The following is a 22569-nucleotide window of genomic DNA, read 5'->3' as shown; positions in this document are numbered from 1 at the left end:
CGCTAACATCGCCAGTATCAGGAAGTACGAGATAGATCGTCCAATACTCAAAAATTACTTTTATATTCCTTTTTGTTAGAAGGGCATCAGCCTTGAGCGATCAAAAAAGTCCGCCGCGCAAACGTCGTGGGGCAGGGCGCATCACGCTGGATACGGTGGCTAAACACGTGGGTGTTTCGACGATGACGGTCTCGCGTTATTTCAATCAGCCGGATCAGGTGTCGGATGAGCACCGCGAGCGTATTGCGACCGCAGTGGCCGAACTGGGTTATGTGCCCAATCTGGTGGCGGGTGGTCTGGCATCGGCGCGGGGACGGATTGTCGGCATGGTGGTGCCCAACATTTCCGGGCCGATCTTTGCCAATACCATTCAGGGTTTCAGTGACACGCTTACGCGTCATGGCTATCAGCTGCTGCTGGCGTCGAGTTACTTCTCGGCGGAGCAGGAGGAGAGCGCTGTTCGTGCCTTTCTCGGCTGGTCGCCTGCGGCGCTGGTGGTGACCAGTCATTTTCACAGCGCAGGTACCGAGAAGATGCTCGCCGACACGGATATTCCACTGGTGGAAACCTGGGATTACCAACCGGATCGGGCGCCGATTCAGATCGGTTTTTCCCACTACGAAGTGGGTGTCACGGCAGCGCGCTACCTGCACGGCAAGGGTTACCGACGGATTGCTTTTGTGCAGAACAGCGCACCGGGCGACTTCAGTGCTATCGAGCGTCGTGACGGCTGCGCGGCGGCGCTGATCGAGCTGGGGCTGACGCCGATCCTGTTTGCGCCGGATCCGGATCGAGCGCCGTTCGAAGCGGGGAAACAGGCCATGCAGGCCTTGATGAGCGCGGCTGAAAAGCCCGATGCCATCGTCTTCGCCAACGACAACCTGGCGGCGGGTGGTTTGCTGGCGGGGCAGCGCGCCGGGATAAGTATTCCGCAGGATTGTGCGGTGCTGGGGTTTGGTGATTACGCCTTCGCCGAGATGCTGTTGCCAAGTCTGAGCACCATCAAACCACCGGCGCTGGAAATCGGCGTGCTGGCCGCTACGCGGTTATTGCAGAGCCTTGGGGTAATCGAACTGGAAGGCGAGTTGCAGCGCTTGAATCTGCTCAATTGTGAAGTGATCGAGCGGGAGAGTACGTGATTCCGAGCTGGGGTATTTTCCCTGTGGGAGCAGAGCTTGCTCGCGATAAGGCTGGGCTCGGTTCACTTTAAATCGCGTCCAGCCTTATCGCGGGCAAGCCCAGCTCCCACAGGTCAGCATTCGCAAATTGAAATCGGATGTTATGCAATTAAAGAATAACCATCTGAGAAAATATTCTTTTAAGAAATATATCCTCTCGTGGATTATTTAACCTAGGCGTCGTCGCAGAGCTAGCCGCTCTGCCTCGGGCTTTTCATTTGTAGGTTTTGCAGGAGCACACAATGGGCAATGTCCAAAGCGCCAGCGCACTTGATGTGCTGTGGCGTCCGGCACCGAGTGGCGAGTTGCTTGATCTGGGGCGCATCTATCGCGGTCCCTTGGCGCTGTCGCGTCTACACAGCACGCCGAAACGGATTTTGAGCCGTCGTGAGGCCGTATTGCTGGGCGTATTCGCCTTGGTGTTGCACGGTGCGGTTATTTACTGGGTCAACCAGAACCCACCTGCACCGCTGCCGGTAGCACCACCCGAAGTCCCACCGATGACCATCGAGTTTTCTCAACCTGCGCCGCCGGTTGTTGAGGCTCCGCCACCGCCGCCCGAACCAATCGTGCAGCCTGTGATCGAGGAACCACCACCGCCCGTGGAAGACGAACTCGCGGTCAAACCCCCACCGCCAAAGCCGATTCCAAAGCCCAAGCCAGTCGTCAAGCCTGTGCCTAAGCCGATCGCCAAACCCGTTGAACAACCGCCAGCACCACCGGCACCGCCACAACCGGTCGCAGCACCTGCGCCGCCAACGCCACCCGCACCGAAACCAGTAACGCCTGCATCTGCCAACGCCGGTTACCTGAAAAACCCGGCCCCGGAATACCCGGCTTTGGCCATGCGTCGCGGCTGGGAAGGGACGGTGTTGCTGCGCGTGCATGTACTGGCCAGCGGCAAACCGGGTGAGATTCAACTGCAAAAAAGCAGCGGACGCGATCAGCTCGACGACGCGGCCCTGGCAGCAGTGAAGCGCTGGAGTTTTGTACCCGCCAAGCAGGGTGATGTCGCCCAGGATGGTTGGGTCAGCGTGCCCATCGATTTCAAAATTCGTTAACGTCCATTCGTTTTGACTCTGCGAGCTACCTGAACAAAAGGCGCATCGCTACACCACACATGCCTTGTTCAGAGAGAGCCGTGCCATGAACCTACTTGCTTCCCCTTTCGAATCCGTCGAGCACGCCGTCATCTGGCTGCTGGTCCTGTTTTCCGTTGCGACCTGGGGCCTGGCCCTGCTCAAGGGCGTGCAGTTCACCCGCCTGAAAAATCAGGATCGCAAATTCCACAAGCAATTCTGGGCCGCATCGAGCCTTGATTCCGCCGCTCAACTGGCTCAGGAACAACCGGGCGCTGCCGCTCGTGTGGCGTTGGCCGGTTATGCCGCGATTCAGGTGCCGGAGGGCGCGCAAGCCACTGACCTGAGTCAGGCGATCAATCATCAGGACCGTCTGGAGCGTGCCCTGCGTCAGCAAATCGTCCGCGAACGCCGTTCGCTGGAAACCGGTCTTGCGGTAGTTGCCAGTATCGGCAGCACCTCGCCGTTTATCGGTCTGTTCGGGACGGTCTGGGGCATCATGTCGGCGTTGAAAGGCATCAGCGCTGCGGGCTCGGCGAGCCTTGAAACCGTTGCTGGCCCTATTGGTGCTGCACTGGTCGCTACCGGTGTCGGGATCGCGGTCGCCGTCCCTGCGGTGCTGGTTTACAACTACTTTCTGCGTCGCCTGAAACTGACTGCCGCTGATCTGGACGACTTCGCTCACGACTTCTACAGCCTGGCCCAGAAGAACTCGTTCCGCGTGCTCTTGCACCCGGTGCTGAACAAGCATGGTGCACCTGCTGTTGGCCATAAAGTGCAGGAGGCGTCCTGAGATGGCTTTCTCCACACAAGACAGCGATGAAGTGCTGAGTGAGATCAACGTCACGCCGCTGGTAGACGTGATGCTGGTGCTGCTGGTGGTGTTCATTGTGACTGCGCCGCTACTGACCAACTCGATCCCGATCAACCTGCCAAAGACCGAATCGGTCGCCCCGGTGGAACAGAAAGATCCTTTGGTGGTGAGCATCGACGGGCAGGGCAAGCTGTTCATCAACAAGGATGAAATCCAGCCGGACCTGTTGGAAACCAACCTAAAGGCCGCCAGGGAAAAAGCACCTGACGTACGCGTGCAATTGCAGGCCGACAACGGGGTGAACTACGGCGAAGTGGCGCGCGCCATGGCGTCCATCGAGCGGGCGGGGATTACCAAATTGTCGGTGATCACCGCCAAGTGACTGACTGAAAGCTATTCAAAAACTTCGTTGTTTTTACAGGCTGTTCCTTTGGCATGAGGGCAGCCTGTTTTTTTATGGGGATTACGCCTATCCCTGTGGGAGCCGAGCTTGCTCGCGATAAGGCTGGATACGGTTCAATTTAGATCGCGCCCAGACCTATCGCGGGCAAGCCCAGCTCCCACAGTTATGTGAACACTCGTCCATAGTGTTTCACCCCTTTGGCCAACCACCACCCAGTGCGCGGTATAGCCTGATCCGGTCAATGGCGGCCGCCGTCGAGCTATCCACCAGCGCACTTTGGGTATCCAGCAACGCACGTTGCACATTCAGCACGTTAATGAAGTCTGCTGCGCCTTGGGTGTAGCGATCGCGCGCAGTGCTCAGCGCGATGTTGTTCTGGCTGACGGCTTCCTGCAGGGCAGTGTGCTTTTGTTTCTCGGCTGCGTAGTCGGTCATGGCGTTATCGACTTCATGCCAGGCGCCCAGCACCACTTGCTGATAATTCAGCGCGGCCTCCTGTTCCTGACGCTTGCGCAATTCCAGGGTGCCGGTCAGGCGTCCGCCCTGGAAAATCGGCAGGTACAGGCTCGGGCCGTAGGTCCATTGGCGAGCGCTCCACGCGCCGACATCCGAGCCGTCCAGCGCTTGTGTGCCGAAGCTGGCGCCAAGGCTGATGCGTGGATAGAAATCCGCTTGCGCAACGCCAATTGCCGCCGTTGCCCGATGCAGTGCCGCCTCGCTTTGTTGAATATCCGGGCGCCGCTGAGCCAGTTCCGAGGGCAGGCCCAGCGGTACGTCAGGTGCCGGATGAGGAATGCTTTTCGGTTCGAGCAGTTCAGCGCTCAATGCACGCGGTGGTTCGGCGAGCAAATAACTCAGGGCGTTGATCAGGCGATCCTGTTCGGCACCCAGCGTCGGGATGACAGCCTCGATGGTCGCCACCTGCGCAGCCGCGTTGGAGGTATCAAGATTGGTGGTCACGCCATTGTCGAAGCGTGCCTGAGTCAACTGTCGGCTTTGTCTGGCGATCTCCAGGTTCTGCCGCGCGACCCCGAGCTTGGCCTGGACGCCGCGCAGGCGAATGTAGTCGGTGGCCGTTTCGGCAGCGATGCTCAACAGCACGCCGTCACGTTGAGCCTGGGTCAGCTCGATCTGCGCATCGGCCGCTTCGACGTTGCGCCGTACATGGCCCCAAAGATCAAGTTCCCAACTGGCATCCAGCGTACTGCTCCACAATTCAAACGGCGCCTGACCCTGTTCGCCGGAAGGATCATTCAAGCCTTCAGCGCTGTTACGCGCCCGGCGATAGCTGCCATTGGCCGCAACGCCGGGCAGTTGCTGACTGCCGGTGACCTGACGCATCACCCGGCTTTGCTCAAGCCGATTACTCGCTGCGCGGACATCCAGATTGGCCTTGGCGGCACGCTCAACCAGTGCAGTCAGTTGTGGGTCACCCAATTGCTGCCACCACTGGCTGTCAGCCGGGCTGCCAGGAGCTGTACCGGGGCGCAAGGTGTTTTGCCAGGTCTCTGGCAACTGCGCTTGTGGGCGCTGAAAGTCGGGGCCGACCGAGCAGGCACCCAGGCTGAGCATGGCGGCAAACAGCAGGCAGCGCTTCATATCAGTGCTCCTGCGCGGTGTCGATACGCGCCACGACCGACATACCGATCCGCAGCTTCTGCAGATCCGGCTGATCGGCATCGAACCTGATTTTCACTGGCAGACGCTGGGTCACTTTAGTGAAGTTACCCGTCGCGTTATCCGGCGCAATGGGCGAGAACGAGACGCCGGTTGCCGGGGCAATGCTGTCGATGTAGCCGCTGAATGGATGGTCGGGGAAGCTATCCACCGTCAGTTCGACTTTCTGCTGCGGCTGCATGTGAGCGAGCTGGGTTTCGCGAAAGTTGGCCACCACGAAGGCGTCCTGCAATGGCACCACGGCCATCAGCGCCTGGCCTTGCGAAACATAGGCGCCGACGCGTACCGAGCGCTGGCCAATCATGCCGTCTTGCGGTGCTGTGATCCGCGTATAGGACAGGTTCAGGTCAGCCTGTTGCAAAGCCGCTTCGTCTTTGGCCAACGCTGCCCGGGCGACTTCCAGTTGCGCTTTGAGCACATCCAGGCTTTTCGAGGCGGCGACTCGCGAGGCTTCATCGCGGTCACGCGCGGCCTGCCAGCCGAGCAACTCTGCATCTGCTTTCTGACGTTCCTGCTGAGTGCCTGCACCGGCGTTGGAGAGGTTCAGGTAGCGCTTGGCGTTTTCCTGGGCAAATTTGAGGGACGCAGCAGTGGCGCGGGTGGTCGCAGCGGTCTGATCAATGACCGCCTTTTGGCGTTCGATGCTGGCCTGCAGGTTCTGGATCTGCGCGGAGGCGGCTTCGACGTTGGCTTTGGCCGACAGTTGCGCAACCCGATAATCAGCGCTGTCTATTTCAGCCAGCAAGTCACCGGCTTTGACCCGCTGATTGTCCTCTACGGCAATCCTGATGATCTGCCCGGAAAGACGTGGCGAAACCAGTACCGAGTCGGCGCGGATATAAGCGTCATCGGTATGTTGCACGGTACCGCCGCTGATCAGGCGATAGCCGATGTAGGCCACGCAAACGATGACGGCGACGCAGGCCAGGAAGAGGGCGGTTCTGTGCTGTTTCATGACGGTACCGGAGGTTGCGGTGGATAGGCGCGCTTGGGCAGGGTCAGCAGAATGACCAGCAAAACGCCGATGACGGCCAGCAATGCGAGAAAGGCATCGCTGAAACTCAAAACGTAGGCTTGTTCCTTGACCTGCCGGGCCAGCGCAGCGGTGCTCTGCATGCTGTGCAAGGGCTCAAGGCCCTGCAGCCTTGTGCCCACGCCGTCCAGCAGGACGTTGGAGTGGAAGTGCTCACGATGGGTGACAAAGTTTTCCAGCGCAGCCCCGGCAATCACCGAAAACAGCCCGCGCAGCGTGTTGACCATGGACGATGCGAACGGGCCTTCAAGGGGTTGAATCACGCCGGTTGCATTCATCAGCAATGGCACTACCACCAAAGGCTGGCCAAAGGTGTGAAGCAATTGCAGCAGGTAGAAGTCATCGCGAATCCATTCGCTGGTGATCTGCGAGCCGCCAAGACAGGCGAGGGTCAGCAACCCGAGGCCGAAGGCAATCACATAGCGCGAATCGACCCAGTTGCGGTTGATTACCAGCGCCACCAGCGGGGCAATCAGCAGTTGCGGCAGGGCGATGATCAAAGCAGTCGGCATGGTTTGCAGCGGGCGATAGCCTTGGATCTGAGTCAGGTAAGACGCTGGAATTGCGCTGCCTGCCAGCCCGACGAATAGAAACAGGCACAACGTGATCAGGCCATAGCTGAAGTTGCGACGCTTGAGCAATTGCAGCTTGAACAGCGGCAGCGGATGAAACCATTCGTTGATCAGAAACGCGGGCAGACACACCGCAGCGCCCAGTAACAGAAAGCTGATCAGTGGCGAGTTGAGCCAGTCCAGACGCTCGCCCTGCGTCAGGGCGATGATCAGCATGGAGACGCCGCTGACCCCCAGCAATGCTCCGCGCCAGTCAGCTTGCCTGAAGCGCTCCAGACGCAACGGGTCTTGCGGCAGTCCATACGCGATGAGCGCCGCACCGATTAGCCCGGAAGGGATGATCTGCCAGAACACCATTCGCCAGTCGACGCCTTCGGTCCAGAGTGCAGCCAGTGGCATGGCTAGATTGGGGCCGAAAGTCGCCGTCAATGCGTAGGCTGACAAACCGTACAGCTTGATATGCCAAGGGAGAAATCGCAGTGCTGCCGTCATCAGCAACGGAGGTAAAGCACCGCCCGCAATGCCCTGTAAAAGACGCAGAGTCACCAGGCTTTCCAGATTGGGCGCGAAGGGAATGATGGCGCCGAAAAAGGTGAAGGCGACCGTCGTGACAATGGCAAAGCGGCGCAGGGAAAAGGTCACCGCAAACCAGGGGGCAAGCATCATCGCCGAGACTTCCGCCGCCGCGTACACCGAGCTGACCCATGTGCCGTCATCGTGTCCCAGGCCATACACGCCTAGAATGTCGGCCAGCGTGATATCAGTGACGCGGTCATTGATCCCCGAGGTCAGCGCAGCAATCAGCACGCCAACCAGGCCTAGTGCCAGACGGAGCGTAAAGGGAGCTGGAGAGGGCGGAGGGGAAGGCGCTGACACGTAAAAAATCCTGCTGAGGTGTTTCAGTTGTTAACTGCAAGGCGGTACACTGTATCAATCAGTGGTACTTATGACAAGGTGTGTCCATGACGACAACGGATTCAGATCGCGGTGGCGTGCAGGTTATTTCCCGGGCAGCGGCGATCCTGCGCAGCCTCGAAGGAGAGCCTGCCGGCTTGAGCCTTGGGGAAATCGCCAAGCGCTGTGAGTTGCCTCGTTCCACGGTGCAGCGCCTGGTGGACGCTTTGGCGCTGGAGGAGTTACTGGAAGTGCACGGGCGAGGCGGGATTTGCCTAGGCCCGGCGTTGATGCGTCTGGCTTCTCATAGCCATGTAGACATTGTGCAAAAAGCACGGCCATACCTTGAAAAGCTGGGGGTAGAAACCGGCGAGACGATCGTACTGTCCAGCGCTGCGGGAGCTGAGCTGTTGATCTTGCACACCGTGGTGTCGAGCCATTCCCTGAGGGTTTCTTCCGGCCCCGGCGGCATCCTCAACATCTATGGCATTGGCGGCGGTAAAGCCTTGTTGGCCCGAATGGACAATGAGTCAGTGGTCAAATTGATCGGCCGCAAGATCAAACCGCTGACAGCCAATACCCTGACCTTGCCGCTGCTGCTTGAGCAACTGGATGAGATCCGGCAAACCGGGATCGCGTTCGGCAATGAAGAACATACCCAGGGCGTGGCGTCGGTGGCCGTGAGTCTGCAGACGCCGCAGGGTTTCTACTCTATTGACGTGGCAGGCCCGGCCTGGCGAATTGCCCAGGCCAGGGAAAGCATCGAGAAAGCGCTGCTCAAGTGCCGGGAGGAGTTGATGAGTGGGTTGCGGGGGGTCGAATAAGAGCGTCTACCAAAGACTTGAGCTGGACCCTGTAGGAGCTGCCGAAGGCTGCGAAAGCGATCATCCTGAAACACCGTCATCGCAGCCTTCGGCAGCTCCTACAGGGAACATCCAGACTCCTTAACTCCCCTGCAACGGCTTGGCATCCTGGAAGAAGTAGTCCTTCCATGACGCAGGCTTGTTCTTGATCGCGCCGACGCGGTGCAGGAATTCGGCCAACGGGTAAGTGTTCTTCGGCGTGATGGTGAATTCGAAGTCCTTGTTGTCGATGATTTTCAGCAATGCATCCCGATCAATTTTGGCTTTGGTGACGCGGATGTAAGTGTCTGCCGCAGCGCCTTTGTCTTTACGAATGAAGTCTTCAGCTTCGCTCAGCGCCTCGATGAACGCTTTGTAGGTCTTCGGGTTCTCGTTGCGGAATTTCTCGGTGGCGAACAGCAGTGTCGGCGAGTTCGGGCCGAGCAGGTCGTAGGTGTTAAGCACCACATGCACGCCTTTGGCCGCTACTTCCTGCTCCTGGAATGGCGGGTTGGAGAAGTGCCCGGTCAGCTCGGTTCCGCCCGCAATAATGCTTGCGGCGGCATCAGGGTGCGGCAGGCTGACGGTGTATTTGTCCAGACGGGCATATTCCGCATCGCCCCACAGCTTGGCCGACGCATATTGCAGATAACGTGACTGAACCGAAACGCTCACCGCAGGCACTGCGATGCGATCCTTTTCAGTGAAGTCAGCGATGGTTTTCACGTTCGGATTGTTGCTGACCAGGTAGTAAGGGAAGTTACCCAGCGACGCCACGGCCTTGACGTTCTGCTTGCCGTGGGTTCGGTCCCAGATAGTCAGCAACGGCCCGACACCCGCACCGGCAATGTCCACCGCGCCGGTAAGCAGTGCGTCATTGACGGCCGCGCCGCCCGACAATTGGGTCCAGTCGACCTTGATGTCCACGCCATCCGCCTTGCCGTGTTTCTCGATCAGGTTCTGATCGCGCACCACGTTGAGCAGTAGATAAACGATGCCGAACTGCTCGGCGATACGCAGCTGGCCTTCGGCCTGGGCAGCGGTCGGCATGGCAAAGCTGCCGGTCAGCAGCGTGGCGGCCAGGCCCAGTGAACTGGCCAGCCGGGAAAGTCGAGGGCGACGCGTCGAGGTTTTGGTCATGCCGTGCTCCAGCGTTGAACAAAGAAAGATGTAAACGATGGGCAGACGATATAGGTATAAGAAAAATTATTTAAATAACATTAGCGAATAACGTTAGGTCGACATTCCCCGCTAGCCAAGGCAAATGCCCGGAGTAATTGTCTTGAATGTTGATATAACATAACATCGGTGGCCATTTTCAAGGTCCGCGGCATCCAGGCAACTGCGGTTTGCTGATTCGTTTTGGCACCAATCTCTCACCATGAGCTTTTCAATGACGACCCATCTCCTGAAGCCGTTGGCTTCCACTCGATTGCAATCGATCGACGCGTTGCGCGGCCTGATCATTTTGTTCATGTTGCTCGACCATGTTCGTGAAACCTTCCTCCTGCATCTGCAGGTTTCAGACCCGATGGACGTGACGACCACGCCGCCCGAATTGTTTTTCAGCCGAACACTGGCGCATCTGTGCGCGCCGCTGTTCATCTTCCTGACCGGGCTGTCGGCTTACCTCTATGGCGAACGCCACGGGGCGAGCGAGGTGTCTGGCTTTCTGTTCAAACGCGGGCTGTTCCTGATTGCTCTGGAAGTCACGCTGGTGAACTTCGCCTGGACCTTCCAGTTCCCGCCGACCACGGTTTACCTGCAGGTCATCTGGGCCATCGGCTTGAGCATGGTGGCGCTGGCCATCCTGGTAAAACTGCCAAGGCCCGCGCTGGCGGTGATCGGTGTGGTGATCATTGCCGGGCATAACCTGCTGGATACGCTGCACTTCACGCAGGAGTCGGCGATGTATGTGCCGTGGGCGATCCTGCATGATCGCGGTTGGCTGGTGCCTTGGGATGGCCTGCGTCTGCGCACCTCATATCCGCTGCTGCCGTGGATCGGTGTTATCGCATTGGGTTACGCGGCGGGTCCGTGGTTCGCATCAGGAGCTGATGCTCGCAAGCGTCAAAACCGGCTGATGTTGGCAGGCCTGGGTCTGCTGGTGCTGTTCTTCCTGCTGCGTCTGGTGAACGGCTATGGCGAGAAGCCTTGGTCAGTCGGCGAGACTGGCGTGCAGACGGTGATGAGCTTTTTCAACATCACCAAGTACCCGCCATCGCTGCTGTTCCTCAGCCTGACGCTGGGCATTGGTATGTTGTTACTGGTTTGGTTCGAAAAGGCGGCAGGGCGGGCGTGGTTCAAGCCGTTGCTGGTGTTCGGTGCTGCGCCGATGTTCTTCTACCTGCTGCACCTGTATGTGCTGAAGATTCTGTACCTGATTGCCGTGGCGATATGGGGCACGAACAAGGGCAATTACTTTGGCTTTGATTCGGTGGGCGCGGTGTGGCTGTGCTCGGTGTTGCTGGCGGTGGGACTGTTCCCGGCTGTGAAGGCGTTTGCCAGCTTCAAGGCGCGGCGTAAAGATATTGCCTGGTTGAAGTATTTCTGAGAGTTGGTTCCACTGGGGGCAACCTCGGTGGAATGAAGGAATGCAATACCTCTGTGGGAGCCGGGCTTGGTCTGGGCGGCATTCCGACGATAAGACTCGACACGATCTAAAGTGAACCGCGTCCAGCCTTATCGTCGGAATGCCGCCCAGACCAAGCCCAGCTCCCACAAGGAATTGCATTCCAGTTCAAGCTGTCACTCGTGATGCGCCTCACCCACAAACGTCAGCGAAGTAAACAACCCTTGCTCATCAATGTCTGGATTGCCGCTGACTTTCACCACGGTTTCGGCGGCGATGATGTTCAGGCCCTCGTTGCGCACCACAACATTGGCCCGGCCCTGAGCGTCAGTGGTTGCGCTGACTTCGTCCGGCTGGCTGCGGTAGTCGCCGAACAATTTGATCCCTGCCAATGGCTTGCCATCCAGCAGTACTTGTACCGGCAGCGCTTTGCCTAGGCCGACGCTCAGTGGGTCGGCCAGTGGAATGATGACCAGTTTCAAGCCTTTCAGTGTCGGCAACTTCACGCCCGGTTCGTAGATCGCCAGGCTGTACTTGAAGGTCTGCAAGGCTGTGACTGCACCGGGGATTTTGGTGCGGCCTTCATTGGTCCACTTCTTGTCGGCGGTCTGCGACCACATGCCGTTGTTCAGCGCCACGGACATCACTGCAGGCCTGCTCAACGGTTGTAGCCGCGCATGGTCGGCAAGGCGTTCGACGGTCACGGGGATCATCTTGCCGTTGATGTCGTAGGCCCAGGCGCCGCTGACTTTTTCGGCCTTGAACTTGCTGTCCTCGGCGCCATGGCCGTAAACCACTTCGATGTTGCCGCGACGTTCTTCAGTCCACAGGCCATGGGCACTGGCCTGTTGAATGGAGAGGGCGCCGAGCAGGCTCATGGCCAGAATAGTTTTTGTAACGTGCATGGTAAGTCCTTGTTGATCAGAGGCTAAGGGTCAGGCTGACGGTGAAATTGCGGGGTTCGCCGGGGGCGACCCAATAGTTGCTGTAGGAACGCTCGTAGTATTTCTCGTCGAACAGGTTGTTCAGGTTCAGGCCAACCGTGACGTGTTCGGTCGCCTTGTAATGCGCCAGCAGGTCGACGGTCTGATAAGCAGGCAGTTCGAAGCTTGTGCCTGCCTCGCCGGATCGATCACCGACATAAGTAAACGCGGCGCCCACGTCCGAGCCTTTCAGCAGTCCATTCTGGAATTCGTAGACGCCCAGCAGGCTGCCGCTGCGTTTGGCCACACCAAGGATGCGACTGCCTGTCGGGATCGCCGTATCGCCTTTGGTGACTTCGGCATCGATGTAGGCAAACGCGCCAATGACCCGCACCGCGTCGGTGACTTGTCCGGTGAATTGCAGGTCGACACCTTGGCTGCGGGCCTTGCCCATGGCCTGGCTTGAGTCGGTCCCCGGCTCAAGCGCCAATACGTTTTCCTTTTCGATATGGAAGGCGGCGACGGTGGCGCTCAGTCGGTCGTCAAACAGTTCGGTCTTGACCCCGGCCTCGTAGCCAACGCCTTCTTCGGGCTTGAAGCTCTTGCCTGCGGCGTCTATTCCGTTATTGGGCTTGAACGAGGTTGAGGCGTTGGCGAACAGGCCGATCTGCGGCGTGAGCTGATAGAGCAGGCCGGCGCGATAGGTCAGTTCGTCATGCCGCTGCTTATTGGTGACGTCGCGGGTGTAGTCATCGGTGCTTTGCTCGATGTGTTCGAACCGCGCACCGATCATGCCGCGCAGTTTGTCGGTGAAGACAATCTGGTCTTGCAGGTTCAGCGCCTGGCTTTCGACGTGCTCAAAGAAATCCGTGCCGGAGCGCACACCATTGGGCTTGGGCTGGCCGTAAACCGGCTGGTAGATATCAACGGCATACGGACCGCCTGCGGTGTTGGTCACGCGCTCGTTCTTGCGGTAGTTCTCGTACTCGGTACCGATCAACAGTTGGTGTTCCCAACTACCGATGTCCACCAGGCCACGCAGTTCCAGCTGGGTGATGCTGTCGTGCCAATTCATGTCGCGTTCGCGATAACGGCGGTTGACTGTCTGACCATCGGCATTCAGTGCGCGGCTTTCCGAGGCGTAACCGGACAGCTCACCTTCCTTGTAATGACTGGCCAGGCGCAGAGACCAGAAGTCATTCAGGTGATGCTCCAGCGCCGCCTGGATCATGTTGTTGTCGTTATCAATGTCGCCGTCGTTGGGTTCACCGAGGAAGGTTCGCCTGGACATGCCGCTCCACTTGTTGTTGGGCGCAACGATGCCGCGGTCAAAGGTCGAGCTGTGACGGACAAACTCGGTCTCCACCGATAGAAACGTGTCTGGACTCAACTGCCAACTGAACGTCGGGGCAACGAAAACCCGCTTGCTTTCGACGTGATCGCGAAAGCTGTTGTTGTCTTCCACCGCGAGGTTCACCCGGGAGAGCACGCTCTTGTCGTCGTTGAGCGGGGCGTTGACGTCCAGTGCGGTGCGATAGCGATCCCAACTGCCTGCGCTGGTTTGCAGGGTGGTGAAGGCGTCGGCCTGAGGTTTCTTGGTGACGATATTTACTGTGCCGCCGGGGTCGCCACGGCCATACAGGCTGGCAGCGGGGCCTTTGAGCACTTCGATGCGCTCGACGTTGGCGGCATCCGGTGTGCTCGGATAACCACGGTTGGCGCTGAAACCGTCTTTGTAGAACTCGGACGTAGTGAAGCCGCGAATGCTGTATTCGTAGAGGGTCAGGCCGCCGAAGTTATTCTGTTTCGATACGCCACCGGCATAGTCCAGCGCGCGCTCCACGTTATGACTGCCCAGATCCTTGAGCACGCTGGCGGGGATGACGCTGATCGATTGTGGAATGTCTTTGATCGCGGTATCGGTTTTAGTCGCAGTGGCGGAGCGGGTGGCCCGGTAGCCGCTGACCGGACCTGTTGCCGTTTCATAGTTTGAATCGGCATTGACGGTGACGGCGTCGAGTTCATAGGTATTCGGTGTTTGTTGTGCGTAGCTGGCGTCCGCCAAAAGACCAAAAGCGAGGCCTGCGAATGAGGCCATTTTGCGAGGGGGCATTTCTGACATTCCTTATAGATTCGTTATAGTATAACGTCTCTATCAGGAATTATTTCTATTTGTGTTTATGTCTGGATGTTTCTGAGTGTTGCGGCAGGTCGAAGTGCTTATCTCGACCCGCCGCTACCCATCAAGTCCGGAAACGTTTGACCAGACCGTCCAGCTCACTGGACAGAGCGGCCAGACTGCGTGAGTCGGCACGGGCTGACTCGGCAAGCTCGGCCACCAACTGCGCATCGCCATGGATCTGGCTGATGTGCCGGTTGATGTCTTCCGCCACGTGGTGCTGCTCTTCAGCCGCGGTTGCGATCTGGGTATTCATGTCGCGGATCACGTCTACCGACTCACGGATCTGCCCGAAGCTGCTGCGCGCCTGGCCGATTTTCTCGACCGATTGCTGCGACACGGCAAGGCTGGCATTCATCTGTTGCGTCACGGATGAAGTCCGGCGGGCGAGGGTGCCTAGCAGGTTGTCGATCTCGGCGGTGGAGTCCGCAGTCCGTTTGGCCAGTGCGCGGACTTCGTCGGCAACTACCGCAAAACCACGACCTTGCTCACCGGCACGGGCCGCTTCGATGGCTGCGTTGAGGGCCAGCAGGTTGGTCTGTTCGGCAATGGAGCGAATGGTGTCCAGAATCGACTGAATGGCGTTGCTGTCTTTTTCCAGCTGCACCATGGCGGTGGCCGATTGGGACAGTTCAGAACTCAACTGATCAACGCTGCTCACCGCATCGTCGATCTGCCGCTGGCCTTCACGGGCCTGCCGCTGGCCGTTGTCTGCCGAGTCTGCGGCCTGGCTGCAGGAGCGGGCGACCTCGTTGGCCGTGGCGACCATTTCGTGGAATGCAGTCGACACCATGTCCACCGCTTCACGCTGACGACCGGCCGCGTCGGCCATGTTGTTCGACACCTGAGTCGAGCTGGTGGAGGTGTCGAGAATCTTGTTGGCGGCCAAACCAATATGCTGAATCAGGTTGCGGATCGCGGCCAGGAACTTGTTGAACCAGTTGGCAAGCTGGGCGGTTTCATCGTTGCCGCGCACATCGAGGTTATGAGTCAGGTCGCCTTCACCCTGGGCAATGCCTTCCAGACCGCTGGCCACACTGCGGATCGGACGCACGATGAGCGAAGCGAAGCTTGCTCCTACGATCGCGAAAATCACGGCTAATACGGCGGCGATAACAGCGATCAGCCAGGTTAGGCGGGTGGCCGAGCCCATGACTTCTTCCTGTTTGATCAGACCGATGAAGTTCCAGCCCAACTGATCGGAAGGGAACACGTTGGCCATGTAGCGTTCGCCATCCAGCGTCACTTCGACCAGTCCGTTGCTGACTTTCGCCAGGTCCGCATAACCGTCACCCAGCTCGGTGATTTTCTTGAAGTTGTGTTCGGGTTTGCGCGGGTCAACCAGGATATTGCCGTTCTTCTCCAGGAGCATCAGGTAGCCGCTTTCGCCAAGCTTGATCTGCTTGACGATGCTGGTCAGTTGCTTGAGCGTCACATCAATACCCACTACACCGCCGGGGTTGCCCAGTGCGTTGGTGATGGTACGTCCGGTATTGACCATGACGGCGTCGTCAGCCGCCCAGTAATAGGCGTCGCTGCGCACCACCTTGCCAGGGTTGGCCAGGGCCGCCTTGTACCACGGGCGGACGCGTGGATCGTAGTCGCCGAATTTCTGTCCCTCAGGCCATGGCACATAACTGCCGTTGGCCAGACCGTAGGAAATATAGGAGTAGGCCGGGTGGCTGACGCCCAGGCGGTTGAACAGGGCAATGATGCTTTTGTCGATCTCAGACTCGGGAGCATTCTGCTGATCAGCGGTCATGTAGCTCTTGAGGCCATTGCCTGCACCGGTCAGCAGAGGGTTGGCCGCAAGGTATTCGACGTTTTGGCTGATCCCGTCGAAAAACAGCTGCATCGCGTTGGCGACCTGGCGTATTTCGCGACCGCTGCTGTCGGAGAAGTCATCGGTCGCGTCGCTGCGCAGGTTGATGATGACGATGCTGGCCACGACGATGATCGGCAGAGACGCGATCACCGCGAATGCCCACGTCAGTTTCTGTTTGATGTTCATCCATGCTCCGATTGCAGTTCTGGCTCACGTCCCGAGTGAAACCCCGGGTCAGTTTTGGCAGGCACGCAGTAGTGTTGCGAATTTATTGTTGTGGTAACCCGGCTATCGGCTAGGCGCAGGGGTTCTTGAAGGTCTTCACACAATATGTCGATAACCGACTCGCGCATTTCGTCGGCATTGATTCGCAATGGTCTGAGGGTCTCTCATGCGGACTACTCCACCTAACTGACGGTTGCGTCATTCAGGTGTTTTCGCAGCGGTTTACGTCCGCAAATCCAAAGACGATCCATAACCGATTGACGAGGTGCCGACATGGCCAAGACAAACACCAGAACGACCGTTGCCGACTTGTTCATTCATGAGCTGTCCGACGTTTACAGCGCCGAGAAGCAGATCACCAAAGCCTTGCCGCGGCTGGCGCGGGCTTCCACCAATCCGCTGCTCAAGGAGGCGTTTGAAGCGCACCTGGAGGAAACCTACGGGCAGATCGAACGTATCGATCAGTTGGTAGAGCAAGGCGAGCTCAAGCTTAAACGCATGAAATGCGCAGCCATGGAAGGGTTGGTCGAGGAAAGCAAGGAACTGCTTGAGGAGATCGAAAAAGGTGAGGTGCTGGATGCGGCATTGATTGGTGCTTGCCAGAAGGTCGAGCACTACGAAATCGCTGCCTACGGCACGTTGATTGCCATGGCGAAACAGCTGGGCATGAAAGACGCGGCCAAGCTACTGGCCGAGACGCTGGCAGAGGAAAAGTCTGCGGATGAAAAGCTGTCGGCCATTGCCGAGCAGGGCGGGAATCAGGCGGCGACGATAGCGTCGTAGAGCGCGTCGTCTCGCAGGAAACGAGCATCTGTAGGAGTGAGCTTGCTCGCGATAACGATTAATCAGGCGAGTTTCTTTTGACTGATCAATTGCAATCGCGAGCAAGCTCACTCCTACAGGGCGGGTGTTTCAAGTCAGTTTTTGATGAGATACATCCTCTATCAAGCGATGCTGTAACCCTCAAACGCCTTGCCCTGTTGCAGCGCAGTGACGACATTCTTGCGGTTGACCGGCAACTCGTTGCCTTCGTTATCGGTGAATGTCTCGCTCTGCAGGGCAGCTTCGTCGCCTTCGCCAACAAAAGTGAAGCCGAGGAATTCAAAGGCTTCACGGTCGACATTCAGGTTGGAGCGCGGGGTACGCAAAGGCAGGCTGACGCTTTGGCCGTCCTTGCTGATGGTGTAGACCTCGGCTTCTTTCTTGGCGCGGGCCACCTTGGTTTTGCCAGTGCTCGGGTTGCTGATTGCCTGATGAGTCTGGTTCAGCACCTTGAGAGCCAGGCTGTAGACCAACTCTTGAAAGGCAGGATCGTCTTTATAGCTGGACAGGATCCGGCTGATCGGGAACTGCGTGCTCAGGTCGGCCAACGCTGCGCTGTCGGCCGCCTCGGCGTCCTTGAGACGTTTCAGTTCGCCCATCAGTTCGTAGGCTTTGTCGTCGTCGAAATCGTCCTGGGCCTGGCGGATCGCGGCCCGCAGCTGACGGATTTCGTCGCTTTCCTTGGCGGTCTGGAATGCATCAAGCACCATCTCGCTGATGGTCTTGGCCTGAGGCACATGCTGTGAAAGACCGATGGAGTTTTCGTACTCCAGCTTGGAGGAGATCACGGATTCAGTTGTCTGGGAATCAAGCATTGAATTTCACTATTTCAGGTTTGAGGCGCGAAAAGTCACTGGCCTTTCGGGGCGCTTAATCTAGTGGACCCAAGCCCGGTTGTCACGGACCAATGCCCGAGTGGTCTATTTCGCGCGTTTTAGACAAGCATTAGCAAAACCGTACAATGCTGTACTTGTGTTTTCCCCCGCGGCTGTTGATCATCGCGCCCTTGAATCACTGACCAACAGAGAAAGTTGCACATGAGCACAGGCTTGACTGAAGACGATATGCGCAGAGCGCTGGGGCTGGATGTTCCATCACCGGCGACACCAGCACCTGTAGAACAAGAGGTCAAGCCCGAACCGGTTCAGACGCCTGTGCCTGCGCCAGTTGCCAAAGCACCGTCCCCGGCGCCGCGCCCGAAAGCCAAACGCTTGTCCCCGGCGTTGCTGGTGACCTTGAGGGTGACCAAAGAGTTTGAAGGCGAGGAAACACTGTTTGTCCACGAAGCCAAAACCTTGAGCACCTTTGACGCCGAGCAAGAGGCCCGCAAGGCGGCTGCGAAAGAGAAATACAAGTACTTTGAAGTGGTATCGATCAAGCGGGTTGAGTGACAGCATTTTCAGATGAAACACGTTACTGGTAGGAGGCAACTTGTTGGCGAGGCGTTAGTCGAGTTAACACAGGGTAAAAAGCCTCGCCAACAAGTTGCCTCCTACCGGTTATGCGGCGGATAAAGATAACTGTCACCCCACTGCACTCAACCCGTGATATCCCCGATCAAAGTAGACCAGCGCCGCGGCATCCTGCTGTCGACTCAGCGCTACAACCTCGCAGAAAAGAATGTCATGAGTGCCGACACTGACGGTCTGGCTGACCTTGCAATCAAAGGAAGCGGCAGCACCTTCAAGTACCGGCGAACCGGTGACCCAGGACTCCCATTGCGCCGCAGCAAACCGCTCGGCCATCGGCGTTTTACCGCCAAACAGACTGGACAGGTCTTGCTGCTCACAGGTCAGGGTGTTAACGCACAGTGTGGCGTTGGCCGTCAGCGCCGCGTGGACCGACGCCGAGCGGTTCAGGCAGACCAGCAGCGTCGGCGGGGTATCGGTGACGCTGCACACTGCGGTAGCGGTAAACCCGAAGCGGCCATGCGGGCCGTCGGTGGTGATCACATTGACGGCTGCGGCCAGGCCGGCCATCGCATTGCGGTAATCCTGTTGAGGGATTGGCAGCAACGTCTGGGCGACCGCGAGAAGTTCGGATGCTTGCATGGGATATCTCCGCTCAGGCCTGTCTGGCCAGATAGTCGAGAAGAACACGATTGAATGGCTCGACGTCGCTGACACTGGACGCATGGCCGCCATATTCAAGTAACGCCAACTGCCCGGCGGGCAGCGTATCGGCGAGGTGTTGCGAGCGCTGCCAGGGCACCAGCATGTCGTCGCGGTTGGCGATCAGCAGCGTGGGCGTGTTGATGTTCGCCAACTGACCTTCGACATCAAAGGCCTGAAGCGCGGCAATTCGGCGTAGCAGGTTATCGGTATCGGGGAAGTGCGCCAGTGCGTGAGCTTCGTCTTCGGCCAGTTGGGCACCGTGCCCGGCGATCCAGTCTGCGGGATAGAGAAACAGCGCCTGGGCCTGAACGTAAGCCGCCGGGCCACTGTCGCGTAATAGATTCTTGCGCACCGCGAAGCAGCGCTCGCTGTGTGGGTTTGGACTGCTCCAGGCGTTGATCAGTACCATACTTCGCAACAGTTGCGGCCGTTGCAAAGCCAGTTCCAGTCCGACCAGTCCACCCAGCGCATGGCCGATGAAGTGACAGTGCTGTACGGCAATACGGTTGAGCAATGTGAGCAATTCGGTGGCCATGGTCGCAATCGAATAATCCTCGGCAAGGGTCGCCGGGCTGCGGCCAGTTCCGGCCTGATCGTAAACCACCACCCGATAGCGCTCAGTCAGCACCGGCAGTTGCGGTGCCCAGAACCGGGCCGAACCACCCAAGCCTGAACTCAGTACCAGTGTCGGCGCGTCAGCTGCCTGATTGCCGAGGATTTCGTAATGCATGCAAGGCTCCAATTCAGACGCTCATGTGCCTGTTTGTTATGGGGAGGGGACTCATCAATGTTGAGCCTCGATTTCGCGGCAAACGTCGGACCTGTAGGAGCTGCCGAAGGCTGCGATCGCGGTATGCCTATATGAATGCTTCGCAGCCTTCGGCAGCTCCTACAGGTCCAATGTTTGCCATCCGATACGGCCTGCTTTACACCCGGAGAAATCAGCCGATGTGGGCGATGCTGGCAATCTCGATCAGCGCTTCGGGCTTCACCAGCCCGCACTGAATGCAATAGCGCGCAGGTTTTTCCCCGGCGAAGTATTCGGCGTAGACCTCGTTGACCTTCGCGTAGTCGGCCCAGTCCTTGATCATGATCATGTTGAACGTAACGTCGTCCATGGTGCCGCCTGCGGTTTCAATCACGCTCTTGATGGTCTCCAGCACATGGCGGGTCTGCGCGGTCGCGTCGCCGACATGCACGACGTTGTTGTCCTTGTCGAAGGGCAGGGTGCCGGATACATACAGCACTCCGTCAGCCATGGAGCCTGGAACGAATGGGGCGATTGGCTTGGTGGTGCCAGCAGGAATGATCGCTTTCTTGGTCATGGGTTTTCCTCAGAGAGTGGTCGTTTGTGGGGTGAAGGTGCTGCAGAAATCTTCAACGCTGGACACCCAGCCGAAAAATGTTTCGATGTTGAACAGCGCCGCCTGCTGAGCGAACGCAGGCCCTGCCTGATGCGTGGCATCGGCCAGCACTACACCGAAGTATTCAAGGAAGAAGCCGTCGCGCAGGGTCGATTCGACGCAGACGTTGGTAGCGATTCCGGTGAACACCAGATTGCGAATGCCACGGCTGCGCAGCACGCTGTCAAAGCTGGTATTGAAGAAGCCGCTATAGCGAGTTTTCGGCAGTACGATGTCACCCGGCTGTGGTTGCAGCTCGTCCACCAACTGATAGTCCCAGCCGCCTTTGGCCAATAGCTGGCCTTGCAGCTCGGGGCGCCTGCGCATGGTTTTCAGCGCGTTGGATTTGTGCCAGTTGGGTGAACCCGGGCCGCCTGCCTCGACGTATTCCGGATCCCAGCCGTTCTGGAAGAAAATTACCGGCATGCCCGCCGCGCGTGCAGTGATCAACGCTTTCTGAATGCTGGCGATCACCGGGCCGGTAGTGCTCACATCGAACCCGGCCAGGTCCAGATAACCGCCCGGCGTCGAATAGGCATTCTGCATATCAATCACGATCAGAGCTGTTTCACTGGCCTTCATGCTCAGCGGTTCCGGGCTTGCCTTCAATTGGCGGGCGGGCTCGTTGGTGTCTGGCGATAGATAGCCTGAAACGGGAGCGAGGGCATTCATCAGGCAGATTCCTTGAGCAGATTGATGTGTTGGCGACTGGTCATCAGCGGCTGGATCTTCTGCCCGAAATCCTCCACGCCCTGGACGAAGTCATCGAAGGTCAGCATCACGCCTTGGGTGCCCGGCACGGTCGCGACCTCGTCGAGCATGCGTGCCACCGAGGCCCATGAACCGACCAGCGTACCCATGTTGATATTCACTGCTGACGTCGGGTCGGCCATCTGGCGCATGTTCGAACCGGGGCTCTTGTCGGCGGAGCCTTTATCGCTGAGCCAGGCAATCGCCTCCTCGTCGGCACCCGCCTTGATGTGCTCCCAGCGGGCGCGGGCGGCTTCATCTGTGTCATCGGCGATGATCATGAACAGTGGGCATGAGGTGACGTTGCGGCCGGTTTTCTCGTTGGCCTCGATCAGCTTTGCAGCGGTCGGCGCATAGGCCATCGGGGTGTTCACGCCTTTGCCGAAACAGAAGTTGTAGTCGGCGTATTGCGAAGAAAAGGCCATGCCCGCTTCGCTCTGGCCTGCACAGATCAGCTTCATCTCGGCTTGAGGTTTAGGGCTGACGCGGCAGTCGTTCATGGTGAAGTACTTGCCTTTGAGATCGCTGTGCCCGGTGCTCCACAGGTCCCGCAGCACTTGGGCGTACTCGGCCAGGTATTCATAGCGGGTCGAGAAGAAGTCATCTCCCGGCCACATACCCATCTGCTCGTATTCCGGTTTTTGCCAGCCTGTCACCAGGTTTACGCCAAACCGCCCATTGGAAATCGAGTCGATGGTCGAGGCCATGCGCGCGACGATGGCCGGGGGGATAGTCAGGGTCGCAACGGTGGCGAACAGGTGGATGCGGCTGGTAACAGCGGCGAGTCCCGCCATCAGCGTGAAGGACTCCATATTGTGTTCCCAGAACTCGGTCTTGCCGCCGAACCCACGCAGCTTGATCATCGAGAGGGCGAACTCGAAGCCGTAATGCTCGGCCTTCTGCACGATTGTCTTGTTCAATTCGAACGTCGGCATGTACTGCGGCGCGTTGCTGGAAATCAGCCAGCCGTTGTTACCGATAGGGATGAAGATTCCAATATCCATGTGAAGGCCTCTTGCATGCGGTGGCAATGACGGTGCGCCCGGCGAAGTCCGGCAGCACGCTACACAAGCCGTTTTGCATGAAGCAGGCCAGCTTTTGATTGTCGTTTTAAAACAAAGGGTTGGTTGGTGAGTGGTCGGGTTTTCAGACCATTTGGTCTGGATTAGAGCACTTGGTTTGTGCGTGGTGCACGCAGACGGGGCAGGGGCCTGGATTTAATTGTGCCGCGCTGTCTCGCAGTTAAAACCGGGCTGTAGCAGCG

Annotated in this window: 20 protein-coding genes and 2 pseudogenes; 8 read left to right on the top strand and 14 right to left on the bottom strand. The window is 58.4% G+C overall.

Annotation, left to right across the window (positions count from 1 at the left end; genetic code table 11):
* The first annotated feature begins 92 nt into the window (after positions 1-92).
* From AUC61_RS22710 to AUC61_RS22695, 4 genes are all read left to right on the top strand, one after another.
* Entirely contained in the window at positions 93-1139 is a 1047-nt protein-coding gene (locus AUC61_RS22710; protein WP_243248436.1) for a LacI family DNA-binding transcriptional regulator, read from the top strand.
* A gap of 281 nt (positions 1140-1420) precedes the next feature.
* Positions 1421-2239, top strand: coding sequence for an energy transducer TonB (locus tag AUC61_RS22705; protein WP_243248435.1), 819 nt, complete (start codon positions 1421-1423; stop codon positions 2237-2239).
* Between the two features lie 85 nt (positions 2240-2324).
* The gene (locus tag AUC61_RS22700) at positions 2325-3050 is read left to right on the top strand and encodes a MotA/TolQ/ExbB proton channel family protein (protein ID WP_243248434.1); all 726 of its coding nucleotides are present in this window, start codon (positions 2325-2327) and stop codon (positions 3048-3050) included.
* A gap of 1 nt (position 3051) precedes the next feature.
* The gene (locus AUC61_RS22695) at positions 3052-3453 is read left to right on the top strand and encodes an ExbD/TolR family protein (protein ID WP_243248433.1); all 402 of its coding nucleotides are present in this window, start codon (positions 3052-3054) and stop codon (positions 3451-3453) included.
* 210 nt (positions 3454-3663) lie between these two features.
* Here AUC61_RS22695 and AUC61_RS22690 read toward each other — a convergent pair whose 3' ends face one another.
* From AUC61_RS22690 to AUC61_RS22680, 3 genes are read right to left on the bottom strand one after another with little or no spacing between them, the layout of a single operon-like run.
* A complete protein-coding gene (locus AUC61_RS22690) occupies positions 3664-5073 on the bottom strand; it encodes an efflux transporter outer membrane subunit (protein WP_243248432.1) in 1410 nt (469 codons plus the stop codon).
* Position 5074: 1 nt separating this feature from the next.
* The gene (locus tag AUC61_RS22685) at positions 5075-6106 is read right to left on the bottom strand and encodes an HlyD family secretion protein (protein WP_243248431.1); all 1032 of its coding nucleotides are present in this window, start codon (positions 6104-6106) and stop codon (positions 5075-5077) included.
* A complete protein-coding gene (locus AUC61_RS22680; protein ID WP_243248430.1) occupies positions 6103-7632 on the bottom strand; it encodes an MFS transporter in 1530 nt (509 codons plus the stop codon). Before AUC61_RS22680 ends, AUC61_RS22685 begins: the two co-directional genes overlap by 4 nt.
* A gap of 86 nt (positions 7633-7718) precedes the next feature.
* Here AUC61_RS22680 and AUC61_RS22675 point away from each other — a divergent pair, with 86 nt between their 5' ends.
* The gene (locus AUC61_RS22675) at positions 7719-8474 is read left to right on the top strand and encodes an IclR family transcriptional regulator (RefSeq protein ID WP_243248429.1); all 756 of its coding nucleotides are present in this window, start codon (positions 7719-7721) and stop codon (positions 8472-8474) included.
* A gap of 120 nt (positions 8475-8594) precedes the next feature.
* Here AUC61_RS22675 and AUC61_RS22670 read toward each other — a convergent pair whose 3' ends face one another.
* On the bottom strand, positions 8595-9632 hold the full coding sequence (locus tag AUC61_RS22670; protein WP_243248428.1) for an ABC transporter substrate-binding protein: 1038 nt from the start codon (positions 9630-9632) through the stop codon (positions 8595-8597).
* 253 nt (positions 9633-9885) lie between these two features.
* Here AUC61_RS22670 and AUC61_RS22665 point away from each other — a divergent pair, with 253 nt between their 5' ends.
* Complete coding sequence (locus AUC61_RS22665; protein ID WP_243248427.1) at positions 9886-11046, top strand: acetyltransferase domain-containing protein; 1161 nt, start codon at positions 9886-9888, stop codon at positions 11044-11046.
* Positions 11047-11240: 194 nt separating this feature from the next.
* Here AUC61_RS22665 and AUC61_RS22660 read toward each other — a convergent pair whose 3' ends face one another.
* The 4 genes and pseudogenes from AUC61_RS22660 to AUC61_RS26770 form a co-directional block, all read right to left on the bottom strand.
* Positions 11241-11969, bottom strand: a complete 729-nt coding sequence (locus AUC61_RS22660; protein ID WP_243248426.1) for a DUF4198 domain-containing protein — start codon at positions 11967-11969, stop codon at positions 11241-11243.
* 16 nt (positions 11970-11985) lie between these two features.
* Positions 11986-14100: a TonB-dependent siderophore receptor gene (locus tag AUC61_RS22655; protein WP_243248425.1), complete on the bottom strand. Its 2115-nt coding sequence runs from the start codon at positions 14098-14100 to the stop codon at positions 11986-11988.
* 130 nt (positions 14101-14230) lie between these two features.
* Positions 14231-14830, bottom strand: a pseudogene (locus AUC61_RS26775) (methyl-accepting chemotaxis protein); the annotation flags it as partial.
* Positions 14831-15088: 258 nt separating this feature from the next.
* Positions 15089-16021 (bottom strand): annotated as a pseudogene (locus AUC61_RS26770) (HAMP domain-containing protein); the annotation flags it as partial.
* Between the two features lie 468 nt (positions 16022-16489).
* Here AUC61_RS26770 and AUC61_RS22645 point away from each other — a divergent pair.
* A complete protein-coding gene (locus tag AUC61_RS22645) occupies positions 16490-16999 on the top strand; it encodes a YciE/YciF ferroxidase family protein (protein WP_243248423.1) in 510 nt (169 codons plus the stop codon).
* Between the two features lie 161 nt (positions 17000-17160).
* Here the strand turns inward: AUC61_RS22645 and AUC61_RS22640 are convergent, their stop codons facing one another.
* Entirely contained in the window at positions 17161-17853 is a 693-nt protein-coding gene (locus AUC61_RS22640) for a hypothetical protein (protein ID WP_243248422.1), read from the bottom strand.
* A 222-nt stretch (positions 17854-18075) separates the two neighbouring features.
* On the opposite strand from AUC61_RS22640, the gene AUC61_RS22635 reads away from it, so the two are divergent.
* Positions 18076-18429, top strand: coding sequence for a hypothetical protein (locus AUC61_RS22635; protein WP_243248421.1), 354 nt, complete (start codon positions 18076-18078; stop codon positions 18427-18429).
* Positions 18430-18561: 132 nt separating this feature from the next.
* Here the strand turns inward: AUC61_RS22635 and rutF are convergent, their stop codons facing one another.
* The 5 genes from rutF to rutA form a co-directional block, all read right to left on the bottom strand.
* Entirely contained in the window at positions 18562-19089 is a 528-nt protein-coding gene (rutF, locus tag AUC61_RS22630; RefSeq protein ID WP_243248420.1) for an NADH-dependent FMN reductase RutF, read from the bottom strand.
* Between the two features lie 13 nt (positions 19090-19102).
* Positions 19103-19882: a pyrimidine utilization protein D gene (rutD, locus tag AUC61_RS22625; RefSeq protein ID WP_243248419.1), complete on the bottom strand. Its 780-nt coding sequence runs from the start codon at positions 19880-19882 to the stop codon at positions 19103-19105.
* Between the two features lie 211 nt (positions 19883-20093).
* A complete protein-coding gene (gene rutC, locus AUC61_RS22620) occupies positions 20094-20477 on the bottom strand; it encodes a pyrimidine utilization protein C (RefSeq protein ID WP_027898842.1) in 384 nt (127 codons plus the stop codon).
* 9 nt (positions 20478-20486) lie between these two features.
* A complete protein-coding gene (gene rutB, locus AUC61_RS22615) occupies positions 20487-21227 on the bottom strand; it encodes a pyrimidine utilization protein B (protein WP_279291152.1) in 741 nt (246 codons plus the stop codon).
* Complete coding sequence (rutA, locus tag AUC61_RS22610; RefSeq protein WP_243248418.1) at positions 21227-22309, bottom strand: pyrimidine utilization protein A; 1083 nt, start codon at positions 22307-22309, stop codon at positions 21227-21229. The genes rutB and rutA overlap by 1 nt, the downstream gene beginning before the upstream one ends.
* Positions 22310-22569: the final 260 nt, after the last annotated feature.

Source organism: Pseudomonas maioricensis (genome assembly GCF_022790535.1).
GTDB lineage: Bacteria > Pseudomonadota > Gammaproteobacteria > Pseudomonadales > Pseudomonadaceae > Aquipseudomonas > Aquipseudomonas maioricensis.
Note: the sequence above shows the minus strand (reverse complement) of the source record. Positions and strands in the feature narration are given on the sequence as shown.